Source organism: Kitasatospora nipponensis (genome assembly GCF_039528135.1).
Taxonomy (GTDB): domain Bacteria; phylum Actinomycetota; class Actinomycetes; order Streptomycetales; family Streptomycetaceae; genus Kitasatospora; species Kitasatospora nipponensis.
In genome coordinates this window covers 1-24,079 of sequence record NZ_BAAALF010000039.1, presented here as the reverse complement: position 1 = coordinate 24,079, position 24,079 = coordinate 1, and the positions used below count along the sequence as shown (strand labels likewise).

Annotated in this window: 26 protein-coding genes and 2 pseudogenes; 13 read left to right on the top strand and 15 right to left on the bottom strand. The window is 73.9% G+C overall.

All coding sequences use genetic code 11. The features are described 5' to 3' along the window. Positions 1-53: 53 nt before the first annotated feature. A complete protein-coding gene (pdxR, locus tag ABD323_RS14025; RefSeq protein ID WP_344441813.1) occupies positions 54-1,496 on the bottom strand; it encodes a MocR-like pyridoxine biosynthesis transcription factor PdxR in 1,443 nt (480 codons plus the stop codon). 67 nt (positions 1,497-1,563) lie between these two features. On the opposite strand from pdxR, the gene ABD323_RS14020 reads away from it, so the two are divergent. Together ABD323_RS14020 and ABD323_RS14015 are read left to right on the top strand one after the other, a co-directional pair. Further along, complete coding sequence (locus tag ABD323_RS14020) at positions 1,564-2,568, top strand: chorismate mutase (protein WP_344441812.1); 1,005 nt, start codon at positions 1,564-1,566, stop codon at positions 2,566-2,568. Between the two features lie 178 nt (positions 2,569-2,746). Beyond that, positions 2,747-3,799 carry a hypothetical protein gene (locus ABD323_RS14015; RefSeq protein WP_344441811.1) on the top strand — a complete coding sequence of 351 codons (1,053 nt, stop codon included), beginning with the start codon at positions 2,747-2,749 and terminating at the stop codon, positions 3,797-3,799. 102 nt (positions 3,800-3,901) lie between these two features. Here the strand turns inward: ABD323_RS14015 and ABD323_RS14010 are convergent, their stop codons facing one another. Continuing rightward, positions 3,902-4,564, bottom strand: a complete 663-nt coding sequence (locus tag ABD323_RS14010) for a response regulator (protein WP_344441810.1) — start codon at positions 4,562-4,564, stop codon at positions 3,902-3,904. Continuing rightward, positions 4,561-5,823 (bottom strand): sensor histidine kinase, encoded by a 1,263-nt coding sequence (locus ABD323_RS14005; protein ID WP_344441809.1) that lies wholly within the window; start codon positions 5,821-5,823, stop codon positions 4,561-4,563. The genes ABD323_RS14010 and ABD323_RS14005 overlap by 4 nt, the downstream gene beginning before the upstream one ends. Before the next feature lie 323 nt (positions 5,824-6,146). Here ABD323_RS14005 and ABD323_RS14000 point away from each other — a divergent pair, with 323 nt between their 5' ends. Next, positions 6,147-7,661: an alpha/beta hydrolase family protein gene (locus ABD323_RS14000; protein ID WP_344441808.1), complete on the top strand. Its 1,515-nt coding sequence runs from the start codon at positions 6,147-6,149 to the stop codon at positions 7,659-7,661. A 45-nt stretch (positions 7,662-7,706) separates the two neighbouring features. Here the strand turns inward: ABD323_RS14000 and ABD323_RS13995 are convergent, their stop codons facing one another. The 4 genes from ABD323_RS13995 to gcvH form a co-directional block, all read right to left on the bottom strand. Continuing rightward, the gene (locus ABD323_RS13995; protein WP_344441807.1) at positions 7,707-8,060 is read right to left on the bottom strand and encodes an ArsR/SmtB family transcription factor; all 354 of its coding nucleotides are present in this window, start codon (positions 8,058-8,060) and stop codon (positions 7,707-7,709) included. Continuing rightward, a complete protein-coding gene (locus ABD323_RS13990) occupies positions 8,057-8,509 on the bottom strand; it encodes an SRPBCC family protein (RefSeq protein WP_344441806.1) in 453 nt (150 codons plus the stop codon). The genes ABD323_RS13995 and ABD323_RS13990 overlap by 4 nt, the downstream gene beginning before the upstream one ends. 109 nt (positions 8,510-8,618) lie before the next feature. Next, positions 8,619-9,242 carry a histidine phosphatase family protein gene (locus ABD323_RS13985; protein ID WP_344441805.1) on the bottom strand — a complete coding sequence of 208 codons (624 nt, stop codon included), beginning with the start codon at positions 9,240-9,242 and terminating at the stop codon, positions 8,619-8,621. Between the two features lie 136 nt (positions 9,243-9,378). Beyond that, the gene (gcvH, locus tag ABD323_RS13980) at positions 9,379-9,771 is read right to left on the bottom strand and encodes a glycine cleavage system protein GcvH (protein ID WP_344441804.1); all 393 of its coding nucleotides are present in this window, start codon (positions 9,769-9,771) and stop codon (positions 9,379-9,381) included. Between the two features lie 342 nt (positions 9,772-10,113). Here gcvH and ABD323_RS13975 point away from each other — a divergent pair, with 342 nt between their 5' ends. Beyond that, positions 10,114-10,962: an alpha/beta fold hydrolase gene (locus tag ABD323_RS13975; protein WP_344441803.1), complete on the top strand. Its 849-nt coding sequence runs from the start codon at positions 10,114-10,116 to the stop codon at positions 10,960-10,962. Here the strand turns inward: ABD323_RS13975 and ABD323_RS13970 are convergent. Both ABD323_RS13970 and ABD323_RS13965 read right to left on the bottom strand, forming a co-directional pair. Further along, positions 10,952-11,161, bottom strand: a complete 210-nt coding sequence (locus tag ABD323_RS13970) for a DUF397 domain-containing protein (protein ID WP_344441802.1) — start codon at positions 11,159-11,161, stop codon at positions 10,952-10,954. The two genes, ABD323_RS13975 and ABD323_RS13970, sit on opposite strands and share 11 nt — an antisense overlap. Further along, positions 11,158-11,988 carry a helix-turn-helix domain-containing protein gene (locus ABD323_RS13965; protein ID WP_344441801.1) on the bottom strand — a complete coding sequence of 277 codons (831 nt, stop codon included), beginning with the start codon at positions 11,986-11,988 and terminating at the stop codon, positions 11,158-11,160. The genes ABD323_RS13970 and ABD323_RS13965 overlap by 4 nt, the downstream gene beginning before the upstream one ends. Positions 11,989-12,097: 109 nt before the next feature. Here ABD323_RS13965 and ABD323_RS13960 point away from each other — a divergent pair, with 109 nt between their 5' ends. Both ABD323_RS13960 and ABD323_RS13955 read left to right on the top strand, forming a co-directional pair. Then, complete coding sequence (locus ABD323_RS13960) at positions 12,098-12,355, top strand: hypothetical protein (RefSeq protein ID WP_344441800.1); 258 nt, start codon at positions 12,098-12,100, stop codon at positions 12,353-12,355. Next, positions 12,336-12,863 carry a hypothetical protein gene (locus ABD323_RS13955; protein ID WP_344441799.1) on the top strand — a complete coding sequence of 176 codons (528 nt, stop codon included), beginning with the start codon at positions 12,336-12,338 and terminating at the stop codon, positions 12,861-12,863. The genes ABD323_RS13960 and ABD323_RS13955 overlap by 20 nt, the downstream gene beginning before the upstream one ends. Before the next feature lie 15 nt (positions 12,864-12,878). On the opposite strand, the gene ABD323_RS13950 is transcribed toward ABD323_RS13955, so the two are convergent. Further along, a complete protein-coding gene (locus ABD323_RS13950) occupies positions 12,879-13,385 on the bottom strand; it encodes a GNAT family N-acetyltransferase (RefSeq protein WP_344441798.1) in 507 nt (168 codons plus the stop codon). Beyond that, a complete protein-coding gene (locus tag ABD323_RS13945) occupies positions 13,382-13,801 on the bottom strand; it encodes an arsenate reductase ArsC (protein ID WP_344441797.1) in 420 nt (139 codons plus the stop codon). The genes ABD323_RS13950 and ABD323_RS13945 overlap by 4 nt, the downstream gene beginning before the upstream one ends. Positions 13,802-13,879: 78 nt before the next feature. On the opposite strand from ABD323_RS13945, the gene ABD323_RS13940 reads away from it, so the two are divergent. Beyond that, positions 13,880-14,080 carry a hypothetical protein gene (locus ABD323_RS13940; RefSeq protein ID WP_344441796.1) on the top strand — a complete coding sequence of 67 codons (201 nt, stop codon included), beginning with the start codon at positions 13,880-13,882 and terminating at the stop codon, positions 14,078-14,080. Between the two features lie 11 nt (positions 14,081-14,091). On the opposite strand, the pseudogene ABD323_RS13935 reads toward ABD323_RS13940, so the two are convergent. After that, positions 14,092-14,481 (bottom strand): annotated as a pseudogene (locus ABD323_RS13935) (aquaporin); the annotation flags it as partial. Then, entirely contained in the window at positions 14,478-14,876 is a 399-nt protein-coding gene (locus ABD323_RS13930; protein WP_344441795.1) for an ArsR/SmtB family transcription factor, read from the bottom strand. The gene ABD323_RS13930 and the pseudogene ABD323_RS13935, both read right to left, overlap by 4 nt. A gap of 86 nt (positions 14,877-14,962) precedes the next feature. Here ABD323_RS13930 and ABD323_RS13925 point away from each other — a divergent pair, with 86 nt between their 5' ends. Continuing rightward, positions 14,963-15,445: an ArsI/CadI family heavy metal resistance metalloenzyme gene (locus ABD323_RS13925; RefSeq protein ID WP_344441794.1), complete on the top strand. Its 483-nt coding sequence runs from the start codon at positions 14,963-14,965 to the stop codon at positions 15,443-15,445. A 362-nt stretch (positions 15,446-15,807) separates the two neighbouring features. Continuing rightward, entirely contained in the window at positions 15,808-17,121 is a 1,314-nt protein-coding gene (gene aspS, locus ABD323_RS13920) for an aspartate--tRNA(Asn) ligase (RefSeq protein ID WP_344441793.1), read from the top strand. A 10-nt stretch (positions 17,122-17,131) separates the two neighbouring features. On the opposite strand, the gene ABD323_RS13915 is transcribed toward aspS, so the two are convergent. Further along, the gene (locus ABD323_RS13915; protein WP_344441792.1) at positions 17,132-18,703 is read right to left on the bottom strand and encodes an FAD-dependent monooxygenase; all 1,572 of its coding nucleotides are present in this window, start codon (positions 18,701-18,703) and stop codon (positions 17,132-17,134) included. A 162-nt stretch (positions 18,704-18,865) separates the two neighbouring features. Continuing rightward, positions 18,866-19,528, bottom strand: a complete 663-nt coding sequence (locus tag ABD323_RS13910; RefSeq protein WP_344441791.1) for a TetR/AcrR family transcriptional regulator — start codon at positions 19,526-19,528, stop codon at positions 18,866-18,868. Positions 19,529-19,810: 282 nt separating this feature from the next. On the opposite strand from ABD323_RS13910, the gene ABD323_RS13905 reads away from it, so the two are divergent. The 4 genes and pseudogenes from ABD323_RS13905 to ABD323_RS13890 all read left to right on the top strand — a co-directional run. Continuing rightward, positions 19,811-21,445: a permuted SH3 domain-containing protein gene (locus ABD323_RS13905; protein ID WP_344441790.1), complete on the top strand. Its 1,635-nt coding sequence runs from the start codon at positions 19,811-19,813 to the stop codon at positions 21,443-21,445. Beyond that, complete coding sequence (locus ABD323_RS13900) at positions 21,445-22,365, top strand: ABC transporter ATP-binding protein (protein WP_344441789.1); 921 nt, start codon at positions 21,445-21,447, stop codon at positions 22,363-22,365. Before ABD323_RS13905 ends, ABD323_RS13900 begins: the two co-directional genes overlap by 1 nt. A gap of 11 nt (positions 22,366-22,376) precedes the next feature. Then, complete coding sequence (locus tag ABD323_RS13895) at positions 22,377-23,570, top strand: ABC transporter permease (protein WP_344441787.1); 1,194 nt, start codon at positions 22,377-22,379, stop codon at positions 23,568-23,570. A 76-nt stretch (positions 23,571-23,646) separates the two neighbouring features. Next, positions 23,647-24,079: pseudogene (locus ABD323_RS13890) on the top strand (hypothetical protein); the annotation flags it as partial.

Genomic DNA, 24,079 nt, shown 5'->3' with positions numbered 1-24,079 from the left:
CCGCAGTCCCGATCCCGCAGGCCCGACCTCGCGCCGGGAGCTGCGGGGTCGGGTCACGCCGCGTCCGCGCGGCAGTGCGCCAGCAGCTCGGCGAGCACCGCCATCCCCTCGGTCAGCGCGGAGACCGTCGGCGAGGCGTAGTTCACCACCACCGCCGGCGGCCACCCGGCCCGGTCGAGCGCGTAGTGGCCCCCGCCGCGCACCAGCACCCCGCGCCGGGCCGCCGCCCGCACCAGCGCCTCCTCGTCGGCCGTGCCCGCCCCGGCCGGCAGCCGCAGGTGGGCCTGCAGCCCGCCGTCCTGCTCGCGGGCGCCGACCGGCTCCACCCCGGGGAGCCCCGCCAGCGCCTCGCGCACCACGGCCCGCCGCCCGCGCAGGTCGGCGTCGAGCCGGCGCAGGTGGCGGTCCAGCCCGCCGGTGTCCAGGAACCGGGCCAGGGTGAGCTGCTCCAGCCCCGAACAGCCCAGGTCCCAGCCCACCCGGACCTCCTCCAGCTCGCCCACCAGCCAGGACGGACCGGCCAGCCAGCCCAGCCGCAGGGCCGGCGCCAGCACCTTGCTGGTGCTGCCGGCGTAGACCACCCGGTCGGGGGCGAGCGACTGCAGCGCCGGGCCGCGCCGGCCGGCGGGCAGGAAGCCGCCGTCGAAGTCGTCCTCGATCACCAGCCCGTCGCACTCCTGCGCCCAGGCCAGCAGCTCGGCGCGCCGACCGTCGCCGAGCGGCACGCTCAGCGGGAACTGGTTGCCCGGCGTCACCAGCACCGCGCGCACCCCGCTGGCGGCCAGCGCGTCCACCCGCAGGCCGTCCGCGTCCACCGGGATGCCGACCACCTCCAGCCCCGAGCGCGCGATGAACTCCCGCTCGCCGGGATGCCCCGGGTCCTCCACCGCCACCGCCTCCAGCCCCCGGGCCCGCAGCACCTGGCAGAGCAGCGCGAGGCCCTGGGCGAAGCCGGCCGTCACCATCACGTCGTCGCCGGTGGTGCGCACGCCGCGGACCCGGCCCAGGTACCCCGCCAGCACCTGGCGCAGCGCCGGCTGGCCCGCGGTGGGCCCGTACCCGAGCCCCACCGAGTCGGCCCCCCGGATCACCGTCGAGGCGCAGCGCAGCCACTCCTGGTGCGGGAACGAGCGGACCACCCCGGTGCCGGTGCGCAGGTCGCGCACGGCCGGGTCGGGCTGCGGGCCGGGGCCGCCGGCCGGTGGCGAGAGCAGCGCGGAGCGGGCCGGCTCGCGCGGGGCCGCGGGCCGGGCCACGCGGCTGCCCGAGCCCCGACGGGTCGTCAGGTAGCCCTCGGCGGTGAGCTGCGCGTACGCCTCGACCAGCACGCTGCGCGAGACCCCCAGGTCGACGGCGAGGCTGCGGCTGGAGGGCAGCCGGGTGCCGGGGCGCAGGGTGCCCTCCTCGACGGCCCGGCGGATCCCGTCGCGGATCTGGCCGGCCAGCGGGCGGCGGGTGGCGCTCCGGTCGAGCGTCAACGCGAGCTGCCAGGACAACTGGACCGTTCCTCCCGGGCCGAAGTGGTGTGGCCGGGTCATCCTCGCACTGGGTGGGATGGGCGGCATGAGCATTTTCACCCCGCCCGTCCGGACGGTCACCGTCGCCGACGCGGTCTTCACCGCCGTCCCGCAGTACGTCCTGGGCCTGCTGGCCCGCCCCGCCGTCCCGGTCTCCTCGCCCTCCTCGCCCGCCTACGCCGACGCCCGGCTACGGGCGGCGGAGGACCGGGTGCACGCGCGGGGGTCGGACCGCGCGGGCATCGCCGCACTGCCCCCGGTGGCCGGCTGGCGCGCCGCGCACCGCGCGGTCGGCGGCGACCCGGTCCGCCACCCGTGCGCGGCCGAGGCGCTGCTGCGCCGGCACGCCGGGGGCGGGCGGCTGCCGCGGATCAACTCGGCCGTCGACCTGGCCAACGCCCTGTCGCTGGAGAGCGGTCTGCCGGTGGCCTCGATGGCGGTGGCGGGCCTCGACGGCGAGCTGACGGTCCGTCCGGCGACGGGCACCGAGGTCTTCCACCCGCTCGGCTCGCCGGCCGGCACCGTCGAGGCGCCGGCGCCGGGCGAGGTCGTCTACGCCGACGCGGCCGGCACCGCGCATTCCCGGCACTGGAACTGGCGCCAGGGCGACACGGTCAGGACCGTCCCGGGGACCCACGACCTGCTGTTCACCGTCGAGTGCGCGCACGCCGGCGGCCGCGCCGAGGTGTCGGCGGCGCTGGCCGAGCTGCGCACGGAGCTGGGGCCGCCGGCGGGGGAGCCGCTGCTGCTGGACGCCGAACGGCGGTCGGCGCCGGTCTCCTTCGACCCGCTCGACTGCCTGCGCGGCCGGATCGACGCCCTGGACGACCGGATCCTCGCCCTGCTGGGCGAACGGGTGGCCGTGGTGCGCGAGGTGGCGCGGTACAAGAGCGACGAGTCCGCCGTCCGGGCACCGGCCCGGGTCGAGCAGGTGGTGCGGCGGGTCACCGCGCTGGCAGACCGGCACGGCGTGCCCGCCGGTCTGGCGGAGCGCCTCTACCGGTTGCTGATCGAGGAGTTGACCGAGCTGGAGCTGAGCCACCTGCGATGAGGGACGCGGCTACACCGATCGGCCTGCGCGTCACCCCGGGCCGGACGATCGCCGGCGACGACGCACCGCGCAAGCCCGGCCCGTACGAGGTCATCAACGAGTTCTACCACGCCAAGGGGGTGTCGGTTGACGTGTTCTTTGTCAACATGGTTGCCACACACCGGAGTCGGGGGGACCGATGAGCGACGGAACGGACGTGGCCGAGGCCGCGGTGCGGGTGATCGCGGCAGTGGGGGCGACGGCCGCCGACGCGCTGGGCGGCGGCGCGGCGCGCCTGGTGGTCGACCTGGTGCGCAGCAGGCTGCACCTGGCGGGGGAGGAACGGGCCGGCGCGGCGGTGGGCGCGGTCGCGGCCGACCCGCAGGACCAGGGTGCCCGGACCGAGGTGCTGGACGCCCTGGTGCGGGTGCTGGCGGCCGACCCGGGCTTCCGCACGTACCTCGCGGGCGTGGTCGTGCAGGCGCAGCCGTCCGCGCGGCAGGTGGCCCCGCCGCCGTCCGGGCCGATCGACCACTCGATCGTCGTCGACCACGGTGCCAGCGCGAAGGGCAACTTCGCGCTGCGCGACGTGGTGGTCAACAAGATCCGCACCGGTGGGACCGGGACGCTGGCGGTGGTCGTGATCGGGCTGGCGGCGCTACTGGCCGCCACCGTGTACGGCGGCTCGAAGTTGGTCACCAGCAGCGGCGCGACCCCGTTCGCGCGCCCCGGAGTCGGCGGCCACCGGGCCGCCGTGCTGAACGACCTGGACACGGGCAGATCGGTGCTGCCCGACCTGCACGCCATGCCCACCGGGTGGACCCTGCTGAGGGACTACCCGGTGTCACGCTGCCAGGGCGCGGCGAGCGCCTGCCCGGGTGTGCTGAGCATCGGGCGGATCGACTTCCACAACCCCTACGATCAGGACGCGGTGTTCCTGATGGCCGCCTTCTCCTCGGTCGAGGAGGCCAAGGCGGGGTTCGCCACGGCCCTTGGGAACGTCGGCGACGGCGGCGGTGGAACTCCGTTGGCGATCCCGGCGTTCGGTGACCAGTCCTCGGCCGTGAAGCAATCCAGCTCGACGGTGACCTCCGTGGTGCGCGTGGGCACCGTCGTGCTGCAGGTCGACGAGACCGGGGCGAACGACGACTTCGAGCTGAAGACGCTGGAGAACCTCACCCGGATGTTCGCCGCGCGGTCGCAGGAGGCGCAGGACGGCGTCACGCCGACCGCGCGGGCCGAGGAGGAGTAACGGAACGAGGGCTACCGGGTGCGGCGGGGGTGGGGGACGGGAGGGGACGGCAGGGGACGGCTTGGCGATGTTCGGGTGATAACGGCCCCGGACGCCCGGGGGTCAGGTCGGGTGGATGAGGCGGCTCTCGTAGGCGAAGACCACGGCCTGGATCCGGTCGCGGAGTTCGAGTTTGTGCAGGATGCGCCCCAGGTGGGACTTCACGGTCGCCTCGGCCAGGTACAGGGCGGTCGCGATCTCGGTGTTGGACAGGCCGCAGCCCACCTGGACGAGCACCTCGCGTTCGCGGGTGCTGAGCCGGCTCAGCCGCTCGTCGTGTTCGTCGCCGGTGCCGGTGGGGAGGTGCGGGCGCAGGTGTTCCAGCAGGCGGCGGGTGATCCGTGGGGAGACCACCGCGTCCCCTGCGGCCACGTTGCGGATCGCGGTGAGCAGTTCCTCGGGCCTGGTGTTCTTCAACAGGAAGCCCGAGGCCCCGGCGGCGAGTCCGGCGAAGGCGTACTCGTCCAGGTCGAAGGTGGTCAGGATCAGCACCCTGCTCCGCGGGGAGGTCCGGATGATCTGCCGGGTCGCCTCGATCCCGTCGGTCCCGGGCATCCGGACGTCCATCAGGACGACATCGGGGCGGAGCTCCCGGGTGAGGCGCACGGCCTGGGCGCCGTCCGCGGCCTCGCCGACCGGGGCCATGTCGGGCTGGGCCTCCAGGACCGTGCCGAAGGCCATCCGGAGCAGCGCCTCGTCGTCGGCGATCAGGATGCGGATCGTCATGCGGGCACCGCCGCGGCGCTGTCGAGGACGAGGCGGGTATGGACTCCCCAGCCGCCGCCCGGAAGCGGGCCGGCCCGCAGTGTCCCCCCGTAGGCGGCCGCGCGCTCGCGCATGCCGGGGATGCCGTGGCCCGTCGGTGCGGTGGCGGGACGGGGCGGGCGGGGGCCGCTGTCGGTGACGTCCACGGTGACCGACCCGGTCGAGCACCGGATCCGGACGGTCGCGTGCGTGCCGGCGGGGGTGTGCTTGAGGGTGTTGGTCAGGGCTTCCTGCACCAGGCGGTAGACGGTCAGTTGGGCGGTGGCGGGGACGTGGGCGTGGCCGCCGTGCACGTCGAGCCGGGTCGGCAGGCCGGCAGCGCCCATCTGGTCGGCCAGGGCCTCCAGTTGGGCGATGCCGGGCAACGGGTGGCGCTGCGCGTCCGGTTCGTCGGCCCGCAGGATGCCGAGCGAGCGCCGCATGTCGGTCAGGGCCTGTCGGCCGGTCTCGGAGATCTGGAGCATCGCGGTGGTGGTCCGGTGCGGCGCCCGGTGCTGCGCGTAGACGGCGGCGTCGGTGAGCGCGACCATCACGGACAGGTTGTGGGTGACGATGTCGTGCATCTCCCGGGTGATGCGGGTCCGCTCCTCGGCGACGGCCAGCCGCGCCTGCTGCTCCTGTTCCCGCTCCAGGCGGGCGGCCCGTTCCTCCAGGGCCGCCAGGTAGGCGCGCGTGGTCCGCACGTTGACGCCGAGGACGGTGGCGGCGACGGCCGTCGCGGTGACCGCCACGAAGGGGGTCAGGAACGCGCCCTCCGTCGCCCAGCGCAGGCAGGCCAGCAGGACCCCCGCCTCCACGACGGCACCGGCGATGAGCGTGCCGCGTCGGCCCGAGTGCGCGGCGGCCGTGTAGAGCGCCACCAGCAGGGCGACGTCCGCGGGCAGTTGGACGTCCAGCAGCCACTGGACGAAGGCCGCGCCCGCCACCGCGCCGACCACCGTGAGCGGGGCCCGGCGCCGCCACAGCAGGGGCAGCGCGAGGGCGGCGGTGAGGGCCACGGCCACCGGCAGCTCCCGCGGGGCGCGCGTGGTCACGATGTTGAGCAGGAGCAGCGCCGGCAGCAACGAGTCCCGCACCACGGGCGGCACCCGCGAGGCCCAGCGGCGGGCGGCGGTCACCGCTCGCGCCGCCCGGGCGGCGGCCAGGACGGCGTGGCCCGTCGACCGTGGGCCCGTCAGGACCTTTTGGGCGTGGCCGGGTTCCGCGGCCGCCTCGGTCATCACGTGTCCCTGTCGGTTCGGCCTCGTGGTGGCCCCGGCCGGGGTCACCACCGCGGGCGGCGGGATCCGAGCCGGGTACGGGAACGTACGCCCCGCGCTGCCCGGCCCGTACCGCGCCCCTGTCACGGTAGGTGGCGGGCCCCATGTGGCACATGAGCCCACGGTCGGACGGCCCCGCGCCGGGGTACGACCGCAGGAGGAGCCCCGCTACCTCCCGTGGTCGCAGCGCGGGCGCCGATCCGGCGTGCTCGACTGCTCCTGCGGGTGCACGGGAGCTGCCGCGACGTGCGACTGCGGGCGCCCGGGACGGCGACCCCGGGTCGATGTGGCGGCGCCCACCCGGCGCCGACCATGACCGGGTGACCGAGATCATCACGGGGCTGTCCATGTCGCCCCTGGAAATCCTTGCCCTGCTGGGTGCCGTCGCCCTGGTGGTGGCGCGCTGGCTTCCGCCCGCCGCCCGCCCGCGCGTCACGGTCGTGGCCGGGGCGGTGCTCGTGCCGTCCTCGGTCGCGCTGGGCGTGACGGGCCTGCGCTGGCAGCTGCTTCCGGTCCTGGCGGGCGCCGCCCTAGCGTTGCCGTTCGCCCTCGCTCCCCTGCTGCGACGCCGCAGGAGCCGCCCGGCCTGGCGGGCCCGCTGGTGGCTGGCGCTGCCGGGATCGCTGGCCTGCGCCGGCCTGATCGCCACGGGCCCGGTGGCCGCCTGGGCCTTTCCGGTCCCGGTGTTCCCCGAACCGACGGGCCACTTCGCGGTCGGCACCCGCGTGGTGCAGTGGACCGACCTGCAGCGCCCCGAGACCTTCACCACCGATCCGGACGACCGGCGCACGGTCGTGGTGCAGCTCTGGTACCCCGCGCAGCCGAGCCCGGCCGGCGTGCGGCGGGCCCAGTACCTCGGACGCACGGAGCAGGAGGCGCGCACCGTCTCCGCGGCCCTGGCCCGCCAGGCCGGCCTGCCGGGCTTCCTGGTCGACGGTGTGCCGCGGGCCCGCACCCATGCGGTCTTCAACGCCCCGGTGGACGGCACGCAGGGACGCTTCCCCGTCGTGCTGTTCTCCCCCGGGTCGGGCGGATCGCGCACCCAGAACACCGCCTGGGCGGAGGAACTGGCCAGCCACGGCTACCTGGTGGCCGCCCTCGACCACCCGTACGACTCCGCCGCCGTCGTCCTCGACGACGGCCGGACCATCACCGGCGCGACCACCTCCACCGGCGACCCGGACCAGGACGAGAAGCTGGCGGCCGACTGGACGGCGATCCGGGCGGCCGACCTCAGCTTCGTCCTGACCCGACTGGAGGCCCTGGACCGGGGTGAGGGCGCCGACCCGCTGAGCGGGCACCTGGACACCGGCCGGGTCGCGGTGACCGGCCACTCCATGGGGGGTGCCGCCGCCCTGCAGGCGGGGCGGCAGGACCGCCGGTTCGACGCCGTCATCGATCTGGACGGCTTCCCGCACGGTCCCACCTCGCCCGCCCTCGACCAGCCGACGCTCGCGCTCACCGAGGCCATCACCCCGGCGAGCGACCCGCGCTACCTGCCCCGCCTCACCGAGGCGCTGCGGGCCGGCACCGCGACCGGCTACCGGCTCACCATCCCCGGCGCCGCGCACCTCACCTTCATGGACGGCCCGCTGTACCTGCCGCCGGTGCCCTCGATCGTCGGCACCCTGGGCCGTACCGAGAGCCCGCGCATCGTCGCGGCGGCCACCCTCGCCTTCCTGGACGCCACGCTGCGGGCCAGGCCCGGCGACCTGGCCGGTGGCCTGGCCGGTGACCTGGTCGGTGTGCTGCCGGCCTACGGCCGGCTCAGCGTCTACCCGCCGGACGGCAGCCGCTGACCGGCAGCCGCTGACCGGTCGGCCCTGGGCACGGCCCCGGGGCGGTCACCCGTCGGCGTCGGTGCCCGGGGCCGTGCCGGACTCGGCGAGCCGCTTGATCGCCCGCAGTCGAACGTCCCACTCGGCCGCCAGGCCCGCCATCCACCGGGCCGTGGCCTCCAGGCTCTGCGGGGAGACCACGTAGCGGACCTCGCGGCCGGACCGCCGTCCGGCCACCAGGCCCGCCCGGTCCAGGATCGCGAGGTGCTTGACCACCGCCTGCCTGCTGACGGGCAGTTCGGCGGCGAGAGTGGTGGCAGTGCCGGCCCCCTGGGCGGCCAGGACGGACAGGATCCTGCGGCGCATGGGGTCGGCGAGCGCCCCCAGCACGTCGTCGACCGCGTCGCCCTCGGGCGTCATACCGCGAGCCGCTCGGCGTGCTGCCGGAGCTCGGGCAGCTTCCGCGTCCACCCCGCACCGTTCTGCTCGTACCGGGTGCGGCGGTCCTCCTGCGGCATGACGAGGTCGGCGAACCCGCTCTCCACCATGCGCAGACGGGTCCCCTCGCCCTCCGGGCTGAGGGTGAACTCGACCAGGGTGGCGCGGCCCTCGCCCGGTTCCTCCCCCGCGGCCCCCTGCGACCAGCGGTAGGAGAAGACCATGGGCGGCTCGACCCGCTCGATCCGGGCCGGGAGGGTGCCGTGCACCCCGTGGTCGAAGACCATCCTGCCGCCGGGACGGAGGTCGACCTCGGCGGGGCCGCCGGTGCCGAACCAGGCGCCCAGGAACTCGGCCTGGGTCAGCACCTCCCAGACCCGCTCCACGGGCGCCGCGATGACGATCTCGCGCTCGATGCTGTCAGCAACCACGATGACTCCCCCTCGGTTGGATGCGCTACCCGATGGTTGCACGTTCGCCACAGTATGAGCAACCGTTTGGTTGCGCATCCTGGGCGTGACTGGGCCCCGGGAACGGCGCTCAGATGTGGAGTTCGGGCGGGAAGCCGGTCCAGCGCAGCTCGGCGGGCAGGTGCCGCATGTCGTTGTAGAAGAGCACGGAGGCCGGCCGGTCCGGCGCGTACCGGATCACCGTCAGGGCGGCGTTGCCGTGGTTGAGGCCGAGCCAGCGCCACGGCGGCGCGTCCATGGCGTGCCGGACGAGCCAGCCGACCAGGAAGTTGTGGGTGACGACCAGTTCGTGCCGATCCTCGTCGCCGTCCACCGGTCCGGTGAACCGCTCCACTGCCCGGCGGGCCAGCAGCGGGCCGCCTTCACGCTCCTCGGCCGGGAACTGCTCGACGAAGCGGAGCAGGTGGTCGGCGGCCTCCGCCGGCAGGTCCTCCCGGGCCGGCACGGCCGGGACGTAGTCGCCGGCGAGGTCCGAGACCCGCAGGGGGACGCCGTTCAGCTGCTCCCCGATCAGGCGCGCGGTCTGCGCCGCCCGGGGCAGCGGGCCGTGGTGGACGGCCGAGAAGGGGACGTCCCGCAGGCGTTGGCCGAGCAGCACCGCCTGACGGCGGCCGTTCGCCGTCAGACCGCTCTCGTCCGGCAGGGCCTCACCGTGCCGGACGAGATAGAGGTAGCGGGTGGCTGTGCCGGTCATGGTGAACTCCCTCGCGCCCACGGACGATCTTGTGCGTCGTTCTGGGGTGGACGCCGGCTTCTCCGGTCACGGTTCCCGGCCGGACGGCGCCGGCCTGGGGGGCTGAACCGGCTCAACCCTCCAGGCCGGCGCGGGATCAGTCGTCCGAGGAGATGTACTGCTCGTACTCCGCGGCCGTCAGCAGGCCGTCGGTCGTGCTGCCCTTGGACAGCGTGATCTCGACGAGCCAACCGTTGCCGAAGGCATCGGAGTTGACCTCCTCGGGCTCGTCGTTCAGGGACTCGTTGACGGCGGCGACGGTGCCGGCCAGCGGGCTGTAGACCTCCGAGACGGACTTGACCGACTCGATGGAGCCCAACGGCTGCCCGGCCTCGAACGTGTCGCCGGCATTGGGCAGTTCGACGAAGACGATGTCGCCGAGCTGCTTCTGGGCGTAGTCGGTGATGCCGATCTTGACCCGGCCGTCCCCTGTCGTCAGCACCCACTCGTGGTCCTTGGTGTACTTGCGGTCGTTCGGGACGTTCGCCATGTCTGCCTCCGGGGAAGTCGCTCTCGGGGGACGGGCCGGTGCGGTGCGCGACCGGCTGCCGAGCAAGAGCCTGCTACCGATGGCGCGCGCGGGACAGCAAGCTCACTCGGACGAGTGAACGTGGTGCCGCCCGTTGGGCGGGCCGGCGGCGTACTCTCCAGCCGATCGGTGACGGCCCGATCGTGGCCGCGATCGGACTGGCCGGGGACCGGGGCGCGTACGTCGCTGCCGTGGTCGGCCACCTGGCGAGGCCGTCCACCTGACGGGCGCCGGGAGGGTCGGCGCCGGCGGGAGCGAACAAATCACTTGCCGGGGAAGGCCGCTGCTCCTGAGGATGGCGCAATGCCCACTTTCAGTGCTCCCGACGGGACCGAACTCGCCTACCACCTCGTGGGGGAGGGTGCGGGCGAGCCGCTGGTCTGCCTGCCCGGCGGTCCGATGCGCGCGAGCGCGTACCTCGGCGACCTCGGCGGACTCGCGGAGCTCCGCCCGCTGGTCAGGCTGGACCTGCGCGGCACCGGCGACTCCGCCGTCCCCGCCGACCCGGCGAGCTACCGCTGCGACCGGCAGGTGGCCGACGTCGAGGCGCTGCGGGAGCACCTGGGGCTGGAGCAGATGGACCTGCTCGCGCACTCGGCGGCGGGCGACCTCGCCCTGCTGTACGCCGCCGCGCACCCGCGGCGGGTGCGCACGCTGACACTGGTGACCGCGCGCGGGCGGGCCCTGGGCGTCGACTTCACCCAGGAACACCGCCGGGCGGCGGCCCTGTTGCGGTCGGGCGAGCCGTGGTTCGACGCCGCGTTCGCCTCGTACGAGGCGGTCTGGGCCGACACCGCCACCGATGAGGACTGGGACGCCGTCGACCGCTTCTTCTACGGCCGTTGGGACGCGGCCGTGCAGGCCCACGCGGCCAGCGCGATGGACCAGTGCAACGACGAGGCCGGGGACGCCTACGCCACCGCCGACGCCTTCGACCCCGCCGCCACCCGCGCCGCCGTCGCCGGCCTGGACGCGCGGGTCCTGGTACTGGCCGGCGAGTTGGACGGTGGCCCGCTGCCGCGCGTGGCGGCCGAGATCGCGGCACTGATCCCGCACAACGAACTGATCGTCCAGCCGGGCGCCGGCCACTTCCCGTGGCTCGACGACCCGTCCTGGTTCAGCGCGACGGTGGCGGCCTTCCTCAAGGGGTGAGCGTGCCTGCCTTGACGCCGGTGATGAAGGCGGCGAAGGCGGTGGCGGGGAAGACGAGGGCGGGGCCGTGCGGGTCCTTGGAGTCGCGGACCGGGGTGACGCCGGGGAAGTCGGGGGCCACCTCGACGCACGATCCGCCCTGGCCACTGTGACTGGACTTGAACCAGCGAGCATCGGTGAGGTCACGGTCGTAGTTCATGGATGGAGCTCCTTCCGTACAGCGCGGATCAGTTCCACGGATGCAGCCTGGGACAGCGCTTCAACCTGGAGTCGATCGTAGTCGTTGCGCCACGCGGCGATCGTCTGGATATTCCTTTCCAGAAAGCCACGTTGGAGCGTCTCCGTGTAGCCGAGTACAGCGCCCTCGCGAGGCGTGAGGAGGGCCAGCGGCAGGATGAAGGGTCGGTGGCTGCCCAGATGGAAAGGAGCCACCTGGAGGATGACGTTCGGCCGCTGTGCCAGGTCCTCCAAGTGCTGCAGTGCCCGGTCCATGACGTCAGGGCCTCCGACCCTGCTACGGATGCAGCTCTCATCCAGGACCGCGTGGACCAGCGGTGCGGGGGTCCGGTTGAGCCTCTCCTGGCGGGCGACGAGGAAGTCGACTCGCTCGACGGCCTGCTCCTGGGAGATGGTGCCGCGGCCGACGACGGCGGCCTCGACCGCCTCCGCGTACTCCCTGGTCTGCAGCAAACCAGGAAGCCAGCCAAGTGCGAACAGCCTGATGGCCGTTGCCTCCGCCTCCTTCGTCGCGAACTCCGGGAAGCCCTCGATCATCGCGGTGTGGCCGATTCCCCACCACATCAGCTCGAGCGTCCCGCCCGTCTCCAGCGCCTCGTCCGCGCGCATCGCGAATTTCTTTGTTGGAGGTCGCTTCGCTCGTTCGATGTACGACACGTACGTGTCCGAGTAGTTGATCATCGCCCCGAGCTCGCCCTGACTGAGCCCCTTCGCCTTTCGCGACCTGCGCAGTTGCGTCCCGAAGGCCGCAGCCGGAGATGACGAAGGATCAACTTCCTTCTCGTTCATGATGATCCCTTCGAATCAACCTGATCGCACCGTCAAGTTGGAACGCTTCCGATCGTAATCACACGAGCCGATCCTTGGAGGGCAAACGGCAACAATGAGGAGTCGTGCAGTGACAGAGCGCAGTGAGGGCTCATGGCTCTCGGAGGTCATGGCCCGTTCGCGGCGGGAAGCTACGGACGCCGCGCAGGAGTTGAGATCCGTACTGGCCGCCGCCGATCTGGCGTTGCCGTCGGTCGCCCTGGACGGGCAGTCGCCGTTCACCGGGGTGGTGCTGGTGGACCTCGGGCGGGCCAGGGCCGAGGTGGTCGCCGGGATCGCCACGTTGCTCCGTGAAGGACTGAGTGCCCGTGCCCAGCAGCAGCTTTGAGCCCTCACGGAGGTGTGCGGACGGTGACCTCGCCGCTGCCGAGCGGGCGGTGGACGCCATGGTCGACGCGCTGGCCGTGGCCGGGCTGCCGCCGCTGGCCTCGCTGGCCGCCGGCCGGCTCACCCGCACGCCTGACGGCGTTCATGTGCAGATCGGCGGGTGCAGCGTCGGCACGCTCCAGGCGATCGCCGACCACATCGCTGCTCACGCGCGTTGCACGGGCCGCATCCTCCGGGGCGAGACCGTGCCCACTGGACTGGCCGAACTGCCCGCTCTGCGAGCCGAACCGCCGCCGACCACGACCGCCCGGACCAGCGCGATGACCCTGCGGACGTATCGGGTCACCGGCGCCGGCCACTGCGTCGAACTCGCGCGTCTCGACGTGTGCGAGGGCGAGCCGTACCAGCGGCCGATCACCGGCGCCTGGCCCGACTGCGCCTGCCGCCGCTGCGACGAGTCCTCGCCGGCGGATCCGGGGCAGCCAGGGCAGCCAGGGCAGCCGGGGTAGCGGCGCCGACGGGGCTCAGCGCACGTTCGGGCTGCGGCGTTCGATCAGCACGACGTCCCGCCAGCGCCCCAGGTGGCGGCCGAGGCGCTCGCGGGTGCCGACGGTCCGGAAGCCGGCGCGGTGGTGCAGGGCGAGGCCGGCGGTGTTCTCCGGGAAGACGCCGGACTGCACGGTCCAGATCCCGGCGGCCTCGGTGGACGCCACCAGCGCGTTCAGCAGGGCGAGGCCGACCCCGAGCCCCCGCGCGTCCGGGTGCACGTAGACCGAGTGCTCGACCACGCCCGCGTAGGCGCAGCGGTCGGAGACCGCCGTCACCGCGGCCCAGCCCAGCACCCGGCCGGCCGGGTCGAGGGCGACCAGCCGGTGCTCGGGCAGTTTCGCGGCGTCGAAGACCGGCCAACTCGGGGCGACGGTCTCGAAGGTGGCGTCTCCCTCGTCGATGCCGTGCCGGTAGATCGCCAGCACCTGCTCGGCGTGCTCGGGGCGCATCGCGGCGATCCGGGGAGCGGTGCGGGCGCTCATCCCGCGGCCGGGACGTCGAGTTCGGTGAGCAGGCCGCGGACCCGCCGCTCGATCTCGTCGCGGATCGGGCGGACCGCCGCGACGCCCTGGCCGGCCGGGTCGGTCAGCACCCAGTCGAGGTAGCGCTTGCCCGGGAAGTAGGGGCAGGCGTCGCCGCAGCCCATGGTGATCACCACGTCGGAGGCCTGGACGGCCTCGGTGGTCAGCACCTTGGGGGTCTCGGCACCGATGTCGATGCCGGCCTCGAGCATCGCCTCGACGACGGCCGGGTTCACCGTGTCGGCGGGGGCGGAGCCGGCCGAGCGGACCCGGACGCGGTCGCCGCCGAGGTGGGTGAGGAAGGCGGCGGCCATCTGCGAGCGTCCGGCGTTGTGCACGCAGACGAAGAGCACGGACGGGACGGCGGGAGTGCTCATGGCGGTTTTCCTCCAGGTCTGGGACGATCATCGGTACCGTACGAACGACTGCGGGAAGCGCGTTCAGGAGTGGGGAACATGACCGGTCTGGTGCTGCTCGGGGTCCTGGCGCTCACCGTGGGGGGGTGCGTCTGCGTGGTGTGGGCCGAGCGCGGCGGGCCCCGCTGGGTGCGGGGCGTCGCGAACGTGACGCACACCGCCGGCGAGTTGGTGCGCCGCGCCGCGCGGCAGGAGCGCCGGAGCGCCAAGCGGCGTTCGGGGGAGAGTCAGGGCGACTGAGACGGCGCCTGCGGGAGCCCCGTCGCGGCCGTGGCCGTGCCGACTGCGCCGGCCGTGCCGACCGCGCCGGTGACCTGCGCGGCCAGGTGGGCCGTGAGCTCGCGCGGGCCGGTACCGTCCGGGCGGCCTCGGCCGGTCCACCAGGCGGCCAGGGTCACCGCGGGGTTGAAGTGCGCGCCGGACACCGGCCCGAGCAGGACGATCAGCACGCCGAGTCCGAAGTCGGTGGCCAGCGAGTTGGCCAGCAACTGCACGCCCGGGTCGGGGGAGAGCGCGGCGGCCTGGATGCCGGAGCCGACCACCACGGTGACCAGCGCGGCCGTTCCGAGGAACTCGACGGCCGCCCGGCGCCCGAGCGGGTGCGGGCGGTCGGTGGCCCGGGGAGTGGGGGTGGCGCTCACCGGAGGGCGGTGCCGGCCTGCGCCGGGGTGTCGAGGAGCGCCGAGAGGCGGGCCAGTGCGGCGGGCAGCACCCAGTAGTAGACCCAGGTCCCGCGCCGCTCCGAGCCGACCAGTCCGGCCTCGCGCAGCACCTTGAGGTGGTGCGAGATGGTCGGCTGGGAGACGTCGAAGGGGCCGGCCAGGTCGCAGACGCAGGCCTCGCCGCCCTCGTGCGAGGCGATCAGCGAGAGCAGCCGCAGGCGCACCGGGTCCGACAGGGCCTTGAACATCCTCGCCAGGTCCACGGCGGCCGCCTCGTCCAGCGGTTCGCGGACCAGTGGCCAGCAGCAGGCGGTGCCCGGGCCGGCGCCCGGGGCGGCGTCCTGACCGAGGACCTGGAGTTCAAGATTCGACATGCGTCTATGTTGACATCCATCGATTCAGGGAGCAAGGTGGCTGTATCGACAGATGTCGATACAGGATCGCCTCAGGGGAGAACGCCATGTCCCGTGTTCAGCTCGCCCTCCGCGTCGCCGACCTCGACGCCTCGATCGACTTCTACCGCAAGCTCTTCGGCACCGAGCCGGCCAAGCGCCGCCCCGGCTACGCCAACTTCGCCATCGCCGAGCCGCCGCTCAAGCTCGTCCTGATCGAGGGCCCGGCCGGCGAGGAGACCCGCCTCGACCACCTGGGCGTCGAGGTCGACAGCACCGAGCAGGTCACCGCCGCCACCGGCCGGCTGGCCGGAGCCGGCCTGGCCACCGTCGAGGAGAGGGACACCTCCTGCTGCTACGCGGTGCAGGACAAGGTCTGGGTGCACGGTCCGGGCCGGGAGCCGTGGGAGGTCTACGTCGTCAAGGCGGACGCCGACCGGCTCGGCAGCAGCGCCACCGACGCCGGCGACGCCTGCTGCGGTGCCACCGGGACGGCCGACACCGACGCCGCCACCGACACCGACACCGCCGCCTGCGCGTGCGGGGCCTGACCGGCGCCCTGACCGGCATCAATGTCCTTGCCCGCGGCTCGCGGACCTGCCTATGCTCCTCGGCAACGCGCTGATGGAGACGAGTAGTCGCGGGACCATGCGAGCCGAGAGAGCCGCCGGCAGCTGTGAAGGCGGACTCGCACCCCGGGACGAAGACACTCCGGAGCGTTGGCCCACAATGAGGCCGCCGCCCTCCACGGCGACGGCGAAAGTACGGTGGCACCGCGAGTCACCCTTCTCGCCCGTACTTCCAAGGGATCAGCCGACGTCCCCGGAGGACTGCGATGATCCACCCGACGCACCCCACCCCCCTGGCTCCGCCAACCCCGCCCCTCCCGGCAGCCGCGGCGTCCCCGCCGCCGGTGCCGCGCCGCGTCCTGGTCCGTGACCTGGCCCAGCACGTGGGGCGGACCGTGACCGTCGCGGGCTGGGTGAACACCCTGCGCCTGCAGCGCGCGATGCAGTTCGTCCTCGTGCGCGACCACACCGGCACCGCCCAGCTGACCCATCGGCGGGGCGGGCCGGCGGACCCGATCGAGGCCGAACTCGACGCGCTCACCGTCGAGTCGGCGGTGCGGATCACCGGCACGGTGGTGGCCAACCCGGTCGTCAGGCTGCACGGCGTGGAGATCGTCCCGGAGCGGGTCGAGGTACTGGCCCGGGCCGAGGGCCCGCTGCCGGTCGACGAGCGCTCCGGGATCGAGCACCGGCTCGACTGGCGCTTCCTCGACCTGCGCCGGCGACCGGCCGGCGCACTGCTCCTCGCCGTGCAGAGCACGGTGGAGGCGGCCATGCGCTCCTTCGCCCACGCCGAGGGCTGCACCGAGCTGCACACACCGAAGCTGATGGGCAGCGCCTCGGAGTCCGGGGCCGAGGTCTTCCGGCTGGACTACTTCGACCGCAGCGCCTACCTGGCCCAGTCGCCGCAGTTCTACAAGCAGATGGCGATCGCGGCCGGCGTCGACCGGGTCTTCGAGGTCGGCCCGGTCTTCCGTGCCGAACCCTCCTTCACCTCCCGGCACGCCACCGAGTTCACCGGCGTGGACGTCGAACTCGCCTGGACCACCGGCGTCGAGGAGGTCATGGACTTCGAGGAGCGGATGCTCGCCCACACCCTGGCCGCGGTGGCCGAGCGGCACGGCGAGGAGATCCGGGAGCAGTTCGGCGTCACCGTGACGGTGCCGCAACTGCCGTTCCCCCGGCTGACCATGGCGCAGGCGCAGAAGATCCTGCGGGCCCGCGGCTGGGACCCGGGCGGCGAGAAGGTGGACCTCGACCCGGAGGGCGAGCGCGCGCTGGCGGCGTACGTGCGCGAGCAGAGCGGCCACGAGTTCGTCCTCGTCACCGACTACCCGGCGAGCATCCGCCCCTTCTACCACCAGCGCCGCGGCGAGCAGCCCGAGGTGACGGCCAGCTTCGACCTGCTCTGGAAGGGGCTGGAGATCACCACCGGCGCGCAGCGCGAGCACCGGCACGACGTGCTGCTACGGCAGGCGGCGGAGAAGGGCATGGCCACCGGCCCGATCGAGGACTACCTGAACTGCTTCCGCTACGGCTGCCCGCCGCACGGCGGGTTCGGGCTGGGCCTGGGCCGGGTGGTGATGGTGCTGCTCGGGCTGCCCTCGCTGCGGGAGGCGACCTTCCTCTTCCGCGGGCCGAACCGGCTGACGCCGTAGGGCCGGTGGGTCACGGGGCCGTCGGCGGCCCGAACCAGGTCGCCAGCGCCTCCCGCAGCGGGGCGGCTGCCGTGGCGGGCGGCGCGTCGGTCGCGGCGGCCCAGGCCAGGTAGCCGTCCGGGCGGATCAGCAGCGCGGCCGCCGGCGGGGCCTCGCAGGTCGCGGTGACCACGTCCACCCGGTCCCGCCACGGTGCGGCCGGGTCGGTCAGCGTGGCCTGTCCGGCCAGGTCGAGCAGCAACGGCCGTCCGTTGCGCAGCAGTTCGGCGAGGCGGACGGCCGTGCCGGCCACCCTCAGGGACAGCTCGGGGCTGAACCGGCCGACCAGCGGGTGCGAGCCCGGCGGAGCCTGGTAGCGGACGTCGGAGCCGGCCATCGTCTCCGCGATGTGCCGCACGTTCTCCGGGCGTTGCAGGAGCTCGCCGAAGAGCACGCGCAGTGCGGTGATCCCCGGACCGGGCGCCATGATCGCGCTCTGCGCCTGCGAGTGCATGAAGACCCGCTCGCCCACCGGGTACCGCTCGGCGTGGTAGCTGTCCAACAGGCCGGGCGGGGCCCAGCCCTGGACCTCGGCGGCGAGCTTCCAGCCGAGGTTGGCCGCGTCCTGGAGGCCGAGGTTGAGGCCCGGTCCGCCGACCGCGGAGTGCACGTGCGCGGCGTCGCCGACGAGCAGCACCCGCCCCTCGCGGTAGCGCTCGGCGAGCCGGGTGTTGCCGCCCAGGACGCGGCGCAGCAGGTGCGGGCCGGCCGAGGTCGGTGCGGCGAGCGGCAGTTCGACGCCCAGGACCCGGTGCGCGCTGGCCGCGAGCTCCTCCAGGGTCATCGGTGCCCCGTCCTGCTCCCGCGGCGCCGGGCCGCTGGCCGGGTCGGCCCACTCCAGGGTGCTGACCAGCGGCTTGCCGGGCTCCACGGCCGCGAAGACGAACACGCCGCGCTCGGTGCGGGTGTGGGTGAAGGGCCGGATCCGGCCGAAGCCGGGCACGTCGAGCTCGCCGGTCCCCGGTACCAGCAGCGCCTCGGGCAGCGTGACGTGCGCCGTCCGCGAGACGACGTCGGGCCCGCTGACCCCGGGGAAGGCGATGCCGGCCTGCTTGCGCACGGTGCTGCGACCGCCGTCGCAGCCGACCAGGAAGCGGGTGCGCAACCGGTACGTGCCGTCCGGGCCCTGGACCTGGAGGGTGACCCCCTGTTCGTCCTGGGTGTGGGTGAGCAGCTCGTGCCCCCGGCGGATCTCCACGCCGAGCGTGTCGGCCCGTTCCTGGAGGACCTGCTCCATCCGCAGCTGCGGGCACAACAGGGTGTGCAGCGGGTTGGTGTCGAGCACGGTGAGGTCGAGCGGGAAGGCGCCGAAGACGTGGTGCGGGGCCGGCCGAGGGGTCCCGGGGGCGCCACCGAACGGCTCGAGGAGGCCACGGTGGTCGAGCAGTCGGATCACCTGGCCGACCAGGCCGTTGGCCCGGGGGGCCCGGCTGGGCTCGGCCAGCTGCTCCAGCAGCACGGGCCGGACGCCGGCCAGGCTCAACTCGGCTGCCAGCATGAGCCCGTTGGGGCCGCCGCCGGCGATGACGACATCTGTGTCCATGATCATCGGAAGTCCTCTGTCGAAGGGTGCGAAGGCATGGCGGACAGCGCCCCGGACCCGCTCGGATCGGTGTCCGGGCAGGGGTGGGTAGGGGCGGGGCGGTGCGGTGACGTGTGAGGGGGACCGGACGTGCGGTGAGGCGGCGCGGTCGGTGGAGCCGGGTCAGTGCGGGCGGCCGACCGAGGGGTCCGGCAGGCCGGCGGCCAGCAGGGTCAGGGCCTCGCGCACCAGCGGGGTCAGCGGGACCGGCGGATCGGCGTACAGCCAGCGGTCGCTGGCGGTCTGCTGGGCGGCCAGCACGGCCGCCGCCACCAGGTGGGGATAGAGGTCGCGCTCGACGTCGGTGCCGGTCCGCTCGGCGACCGCGGTCGCCAGCTCGGCGCCGGCGGTCAGGGCGGCACGCCGGAACTCGCCCTGCAGGGCGGGCTCGGCGAGCATCAGTCGCAGGGCGCTGGTCCAGCTCGGGTCGGGAGCCTGATCCGGGCCTTCGAAGGGTGGCAGGGCGGCGTACTGCAGGGCCTCCCAGAGCGGTTCGTCGGCCGGTCGTTCGCGCAGGGTCGCCGCGCTCCGCCGGGTCCGGTCGACGTGCCGGGAGACGATGGCCTCGTACTTGCTGGAGAAGTAGTTGTTGAAGGTCCGCGGGGAGACACCGGCCTCGGTCGCGATCTCCTCGACCCGGACGTTCTCCAGCCCCCGTTCCAGTGCCAGGCGCAGCGCCGCCCAGCTCAACGCGTCCCGGGTGGCCAGCTTCTTGCGCTCCCGCAGCCCGGCCGCGCCCCGGGGTCGCGGCTGATCGGGTCGCTCCTGCGGTTGCTCGCTGGCCATGACTCCACTCTAGTGAAAAGTGCGGGGTGCGCAATAGTGCGCGCCCCGCAAGTTTCTCCGGGCCCCCGTCCGGGCGGGCCGAACCGGACACCCGAGGGGTGTGAAGCCTCTGCACCAGATGGCTGGGAAATCCCTGGGAGTTGTCCCAACGGCGTGTTGGGAACGGGCCAAGGGGGCGGCCCTCTGTCCGGTTCTGTCCGGGGGTGACCGGCGCGCACGATTCAGCAAACCACCAGCCGCCGCTCAGGACTTCGCAAGAGCACCGGGCGACTCTTGTGCGCTATGAAGGTCCTCCCCCGACGGCGTGGCGCCGTCCTCGTCAACTCAGTGCTCGGCGTGGCCCTCCTCGCGGGGGGCGCGCTGGCCTACACCACGGTGAACAGCACCAGCAGTGCGGCCACCAGCAAGCAGACGACCCGGACCGCGACCGTGGCCAAGGGGACGGTCCTGGCCACCGTGTCCGGATCCGGCACCCTCTCCTCTCCTGCCGACACCGGGCAGGACTTCGTGACCGGCGGCAAGCTGACGGCGATCAAGGTGGCGGTCGGTGACACGGTGACGGCGGGCGAGGTGCTCGCCACCGTCGACACCTCGAACGCCCAGCAGGCCGTCACCGCCGCCAACGGCGCGGTGGCCCTGGCGCAGGCCGGGCTGACCAGCGCCCAGGCCAACCTGACCAAGGCCCAGGCGGGGACCACCACGACCACCCAGGTGCCGGTGCAGGGCAACGGCACCGTGCAGGCGTCGCTGACCTCGCCGAACCCGAGCCCCTCCGCGAGCAGTTCGCCGAGCCCCTCGACCTCCCCGTCCCCGACCGCCACCCGCGGCACCGGCACGGGCGGCGCGGCGGGCGGCACCGGCACCGGTACCGGCGGCACCACGGGCACCCCGCTCGGCGACACCTCCGGCGGCGCCGGCACCACCGGCACCACCGGTGGCGGTAACGGCGGCACGAGCGGCGGTGGCACCGGCGGCAGCACCGGTGGCGGCCGCGCCGCGACCCCCGCGCCGCAGTACACCACCGTCACCACCACCAAGGTGGACGACGCCCAGGTGGCCCAGGCCGAGCAGCAGGTGACGCAGGCCCAGCAGCAGCTCGCCACCGCGCAGACCAACCTGACCAACGCGCAGACCGCGCTCGGCGGCACCACGCTCACCGCCTCGGAGAACGGCACGGTCGCCTCCATCGCCAACAAGGTCGGCGACACCGTCTCGGGCACCGGGAGCAGCACCGGCAGCTCGGGCGGCTCCGGCTCCGGCAGCTCCGGCGGCAGCACGTCGAGCAGCAAGACCAGCTCCTCCACGTCCAGCACGCCCTCCGGCTTCATCGTGCTGACCAACCCGACCGGCATGCAGGTCACCGCCGCCTTCTCCGAGCTCGACTCGCTCAAGCTCAAGAAGGGCGAGGGGGCCACCGTCACGCTCAACGCGCAGTCCGACACCAAGCTCAACGCCTCGGTGCTGTCGGTGAGTTCGCTGCCCACCTCGAGCAGCTCCGGCTCGGTGCAGTACAGCGCGGTGCTGCAGATCGCCGGCGACACCAGCAAGCTGCGCACCGGCCTGAGCGCGACCATCTCGGTGGTCACCGGCGAGGCCGACGACGCGCTCTCGGTCCCGGCGGCCGCGCTCGCGGGCACCGGCACCAGCCGCACCGCGACCGTGGTCAAGCCGGACGGCACCACCTCGCGGGTGACCGTGACGGTCGGCGTGGTCGGTGACTCCACCGTGCAGGTGGTCTCCGGTCTGAACGCCGGTGACAAGGTGCAGATCGCCTCGGCGACCACCGGTGGCAGCAACGGGTTCCCGAGCGGCGCCTTCCCCGGCGGTGGCGGACTGACCGGTGGCGGCGGCTTCGGCGGTGGCGGCGGTGCCCGCACCGGCGGCGGTGGCAGCGGCGGCGCGCGGGGCGGCAACTGATGGCCCGCGGTACCCGCGGCCGTCGGTCCCGAGCAGCGGCCGCGGCCGACGCCCTGGCCGGCCTGGAGGAGTCCGGCCCGCACGAGGGCCGGCCGGCCGGGCAGCCGACGCCACCGGTCATCCAGGTCCGCCGGCTCACCAAGTCCTACGGCCACGGCGACGCGACCGTGCACGCGCTGCGCGGGCCCAGCGACCCGGAGACCGGCGAGCCGATGGGCGTGAGCCTGGACATCGAGCAGGGCGACTTCGTCGCGGTGATGGGCAGTTCGGGCTCCGGCAAGTCGACCCTGATGAACATCCTGGGCTGCCTGGACGTGCCGACCGCCGGCCGCTACCTGCTGGACGGCATCGACGTCGGCCACCTGGACGAGCAGCAGCTCTCGCTGGTGCGCAACCGCAAGATCGGCTTCATCTTCCAGTCGTTCAACCTGGTGCCGCGCACCACCGCGCTCGCCCAGGTCGAGCTCCCGCTCGCCTACGCGGGCGTGCGGGCCGCCGAGCGGCGCAAGCGCGCGCTGGCGGCACTCGCGCTGGTGGGACTCGGCGACCGGGCCGACCACAAGCCCAACGAGCTCTCCGGCGGCCAGCAGCAGCGCGTCGCCGTCGCCCGGTCGCTGGTCACCGCGCCGGCGATGCTGCTGGCCGACGAGCCGACCGGAAACCTGGACACCCGCTCGACGAGCGAGGTCCTGGCGATCATCGACGGGCTGAACGCGACCGGACGAACGGTCGTGCTGATCACCCACGAGGACGAGGTGGCCGCGCACGCCAAGCGCGTGCTGCGGCTCGTGGACGGCCAGGTGATCTCCGACGTCCGGCAGGGACCGGTCGCCGGACCCCCGCCGGTGCTGGCCGCCCAGCTCGCCGGAGCGCACCAGAGCCCCGGCGGTCAGGGCGAACTGATCGGTGGTCGACGATGATGCTGTTCCAGATGATCCGCTTCGCCCTCGCGGGCCTGGCGGCGAACAAGGTGCGCTCGGCGCTCACCATGCTCGGCGTGCTGATCGGCGTCGCCTCGGTGATCCTGCTGCTCGCGGTCGGCAACGGCTCCTCGGTCGCGGTGAAGAACTCGATCACCGCGCTGGGCACCAACTCGCTGACCGTCTCCGCCGGCACCTCCGGCGGGGCGCGCACCAGCAGCACCGTCAAGAAGCTCACCGTGGACGACGCCAAGGCGCTGGCCGACCAGAGCCAGGCGCCGGACATCAAGTCGGTCGCCCCGGTGGTCACCACCAGCGCCGCCGCGGTGTACGGGGACGTCTCCTACACCCCGGGCTCGATCGTCGGCACCTACCCGGCGTACTTCGAGACCTCCAACCAGAAGATCCAGCACGGCGACTACTTCAGCAACGACGACGTGCTCAACTCGCGCAAGGTCGCGGTGCTCGGCTCCACCACCGCCCAGCAGCTCTTCGACACCGAGGACCCGGTCGGCAGGAGCATCAGCATCGGCGGCACCCCGTTCACCGTGGTGGGCGTGCTGACCGCCAAGGGCAGCACCGGGTTCACCGACCCGGACGACGTGGTGATCGCGCCGCTGCCGACCGTGCAGAACGCCTTCACCGGCTTCAGCTCGGTCAGCCAGATCCTGGTGCAGGCGACCTCCGCCGACACCACGACGGCCGCGCAGTCCGAGATCACCCAGATCCTGATGGGGACGCACTCGCTGACCGACCCCACCAAGCTCGACTTCCGGGTGAGCAACCAGACCTCGCTGCTCACCGCCCGGGAGAGCACCGGCAAGACCTTCACGGTGCTGCTCGGCGCGGTGGCCGCGATCTCGCTGCTGGTCGGCGGGATCGGGATCACCAACATCATGCTGGTCACGGTGACCGAGCGGACCCGGGAGATCGGGATCCGCAAGGCACTGGGCGCGCCCAAGGGCGTCATCCTGGGCCAGTTCCTCACCGAGTCGACCCTGCTCTCGGTGATCGGCGCCGGGCTCGGGGTGGTCGCGGGGATCGTCGGTTCGCACTTCAGCGTGGTCGGGATCAAACCGGTGGTGATCCCGTCCTCGGTGCTCGGGGCCTTCGGGATCGCGGTGGCGATCGGCCTCTTCTTCGGCAGCTACCCGGCCAACCGGGCCGCCTCGCTGCGGCCCATCGACGCCCTGCGGCACGAGTGAGGCGCCCGATGGCCACCGGAACGACCCCTGGTCAGTCATGATCACCGAGCGAGACGAGCGGGAGCAGTCAGAGCCCATGCCTACCAACAACAGTGACCTGGTCCGGGCCGACGACACGGTCCGGCTGCCCGCCGTGGCGACCGCGGAGGGCGCCGCCCAGCACGCGGGCGTGAGCCCGGTCGGCGCGGTGAGCGCGGTCGGCGCGGTCAGTGCCGCGGGCGCGCTCTCCGGCAGCAACGCGGCGTACGCCGAGCTGCTGGCCACCGCGCCGGACGCCCGGGACATCACCGCGGAGCTGGCGGCCCCGCCGCGCCGCAAGTTGCCCTGGCTGACCCTGATGCTGGCCGGCGGCGTGATCGCGGCCGGCGCCTTCGCGGGCGGCGCGTGGTTCCAGAAGAACCACGGCACCCCGGCCGCCGGCGGGACCCGGACGGCCGCGGCGGCCCAGCCCGGCGGGCAGGCCGGTGGCGGCGTCACCGCCGGCGCCGCGGCCACCGCCCGCGATCGGC

Coding starts and splice junctions, on each gene's coding strand:
- ABD323_RS14020 (WP_344441812.1), top strand. CDS start 1,564: ATGAGCATTTTCACCCCGCCCGTCCGGACGGTCACCGTCGCCGACGCG.
- ABD323_RS14015 (WP_344441811.1), top strand. CDS start 2,747: ATGAGCGACGGAACGGACGTGGCCGAGGCCGCGGTGCGGGTGATCGCG.
- ABD323_RS14010 (WP_344441810.1), bottom strand. CDS start 4,564: ATGACGATCCGCATCCTGATCGCCGACGACGAGGCGCTGCTCCGGATG.
- ABD323_RS14005 (WP_344441809.1), bottom strand. CDS start 5,823: ATGACCGAGGCGGCCGCGGAACCCGGCCACGCCCAAAAGGTCCTGACG.
- ABD323_RS14000 (WP_344441808.1), top strand. CDS start 6,147: ATGTGGCGGCGCCCACCCGGCGCCGACCATGACCGGGTGACCGAGATC.
- ABD323_RS13995 (WP_344441807.1), bottom strand. CDS start 8,060: ATGACGCCCGAGGGCGACGCGGTCGACGACGTGCTGGGGGCGCTCGCC.
- ABD323_RS13985 (WP_344441805.1), bottom strand. CDS start 9,242: ATGACCGGCACAGCCACCCGCTACCTCTATCTCGTCCGGCACGGTGAG.
- gcvH (WP_344441804.1), bottom strand. CDS start 9,771: ATGGCGAACGTCCCGAACGACCGCAAGTACACCAAGGACCACGAGTGG.
- ABD323_RS13975 (WP_344441803.1), top strand. CDS start 10,114: ATGCCCACTTTCAGTGCTCCCGACGGGACCGAACTCGCCTACCACCTC.
- ABD323_RS13970 (WP_344441802.1), bottom strand. CDS start 11,161: ATGAACTACGACCGTGACCTCACCGATGCTCGCTGGTTCAAGTCCAGT.
- ABD323_RS13965 (WP_344441801.1), bottom strand. CDS start 11,988: ATGAACGAGAAGGAAGTTGATCCTTCGTCATCTCCGGCTGCGGCCTTC.
- ABD323_RS13950 (WP_344441798.1), bottom strand. CDS start 13,385: ATGAGCGCCCGCACCGCTCCCCGGATCGCCGCGATGCGCCCCGAGCAC.
- ABD323_RS13945 (WP_344441797.1), bottom strand. CDS start 13,801: ATGAGCACTCCCGCCGTCCCGTCCGTGCTCTTCGTCTGCGTGCACAAC.
- ABD323_RS13940 (WP_344441796.1), top strand. CDS start 13,880: ATGACCGGTCTGGTGCTGCTCGGGGTCCTGGCGCTCACCGTGGGGGGG.
- ABD323_RS13930 (WP_344441795.1), bottom strand. CDS start 14,876: ATGTCGAATCTTGAACTCCAGGTCCTCGGTCAGGACGCCGCCCCGGGC.
- ABD323_RS13925 (WP_344441794.1), top strand. CDS start 14,963: ATGTCCCGTGTTCAGCTCGCCCTCCGCGTCGCCGACCTCGACGCCTCG.
- ABD323_RS13915 (WP_344441792.1), bottom strand. CDS start 18,703: ATGGACACAGATGTCGTCATCGCCGGCGGCGGCCCCAACGGGCTCATG.
- ABD323_RS13910 (WP_344441791.1), bottom strand. CDS start 19,528: ATGGCCAGCGAGCAACCGCAGGAGCGACCCGATCAGCCGCGACCCCGG.
- ABD323_RS13905 (WP_344441790.1), top strand. CDS start 19,811: ATGAAGGTCCTCCCCCGACGGCGTGGCGCCGTCCTCGTCAACTCAGTG.
- ABD323_RS13900 (WP_344441789.1), top strand. CDS start 21,445: ATGGCCCGCGGTACCCGCGGCCGTCGGTCCCGAGCAGCGGCCGCGGCC.
- ABD323_RS13895 (WP_344441787.1), top strand. CDS start 22,377: ATGATCCGCTTCGCCCTCGCGGGCCTGGCGGCGAACAAGGTGCGCTCG.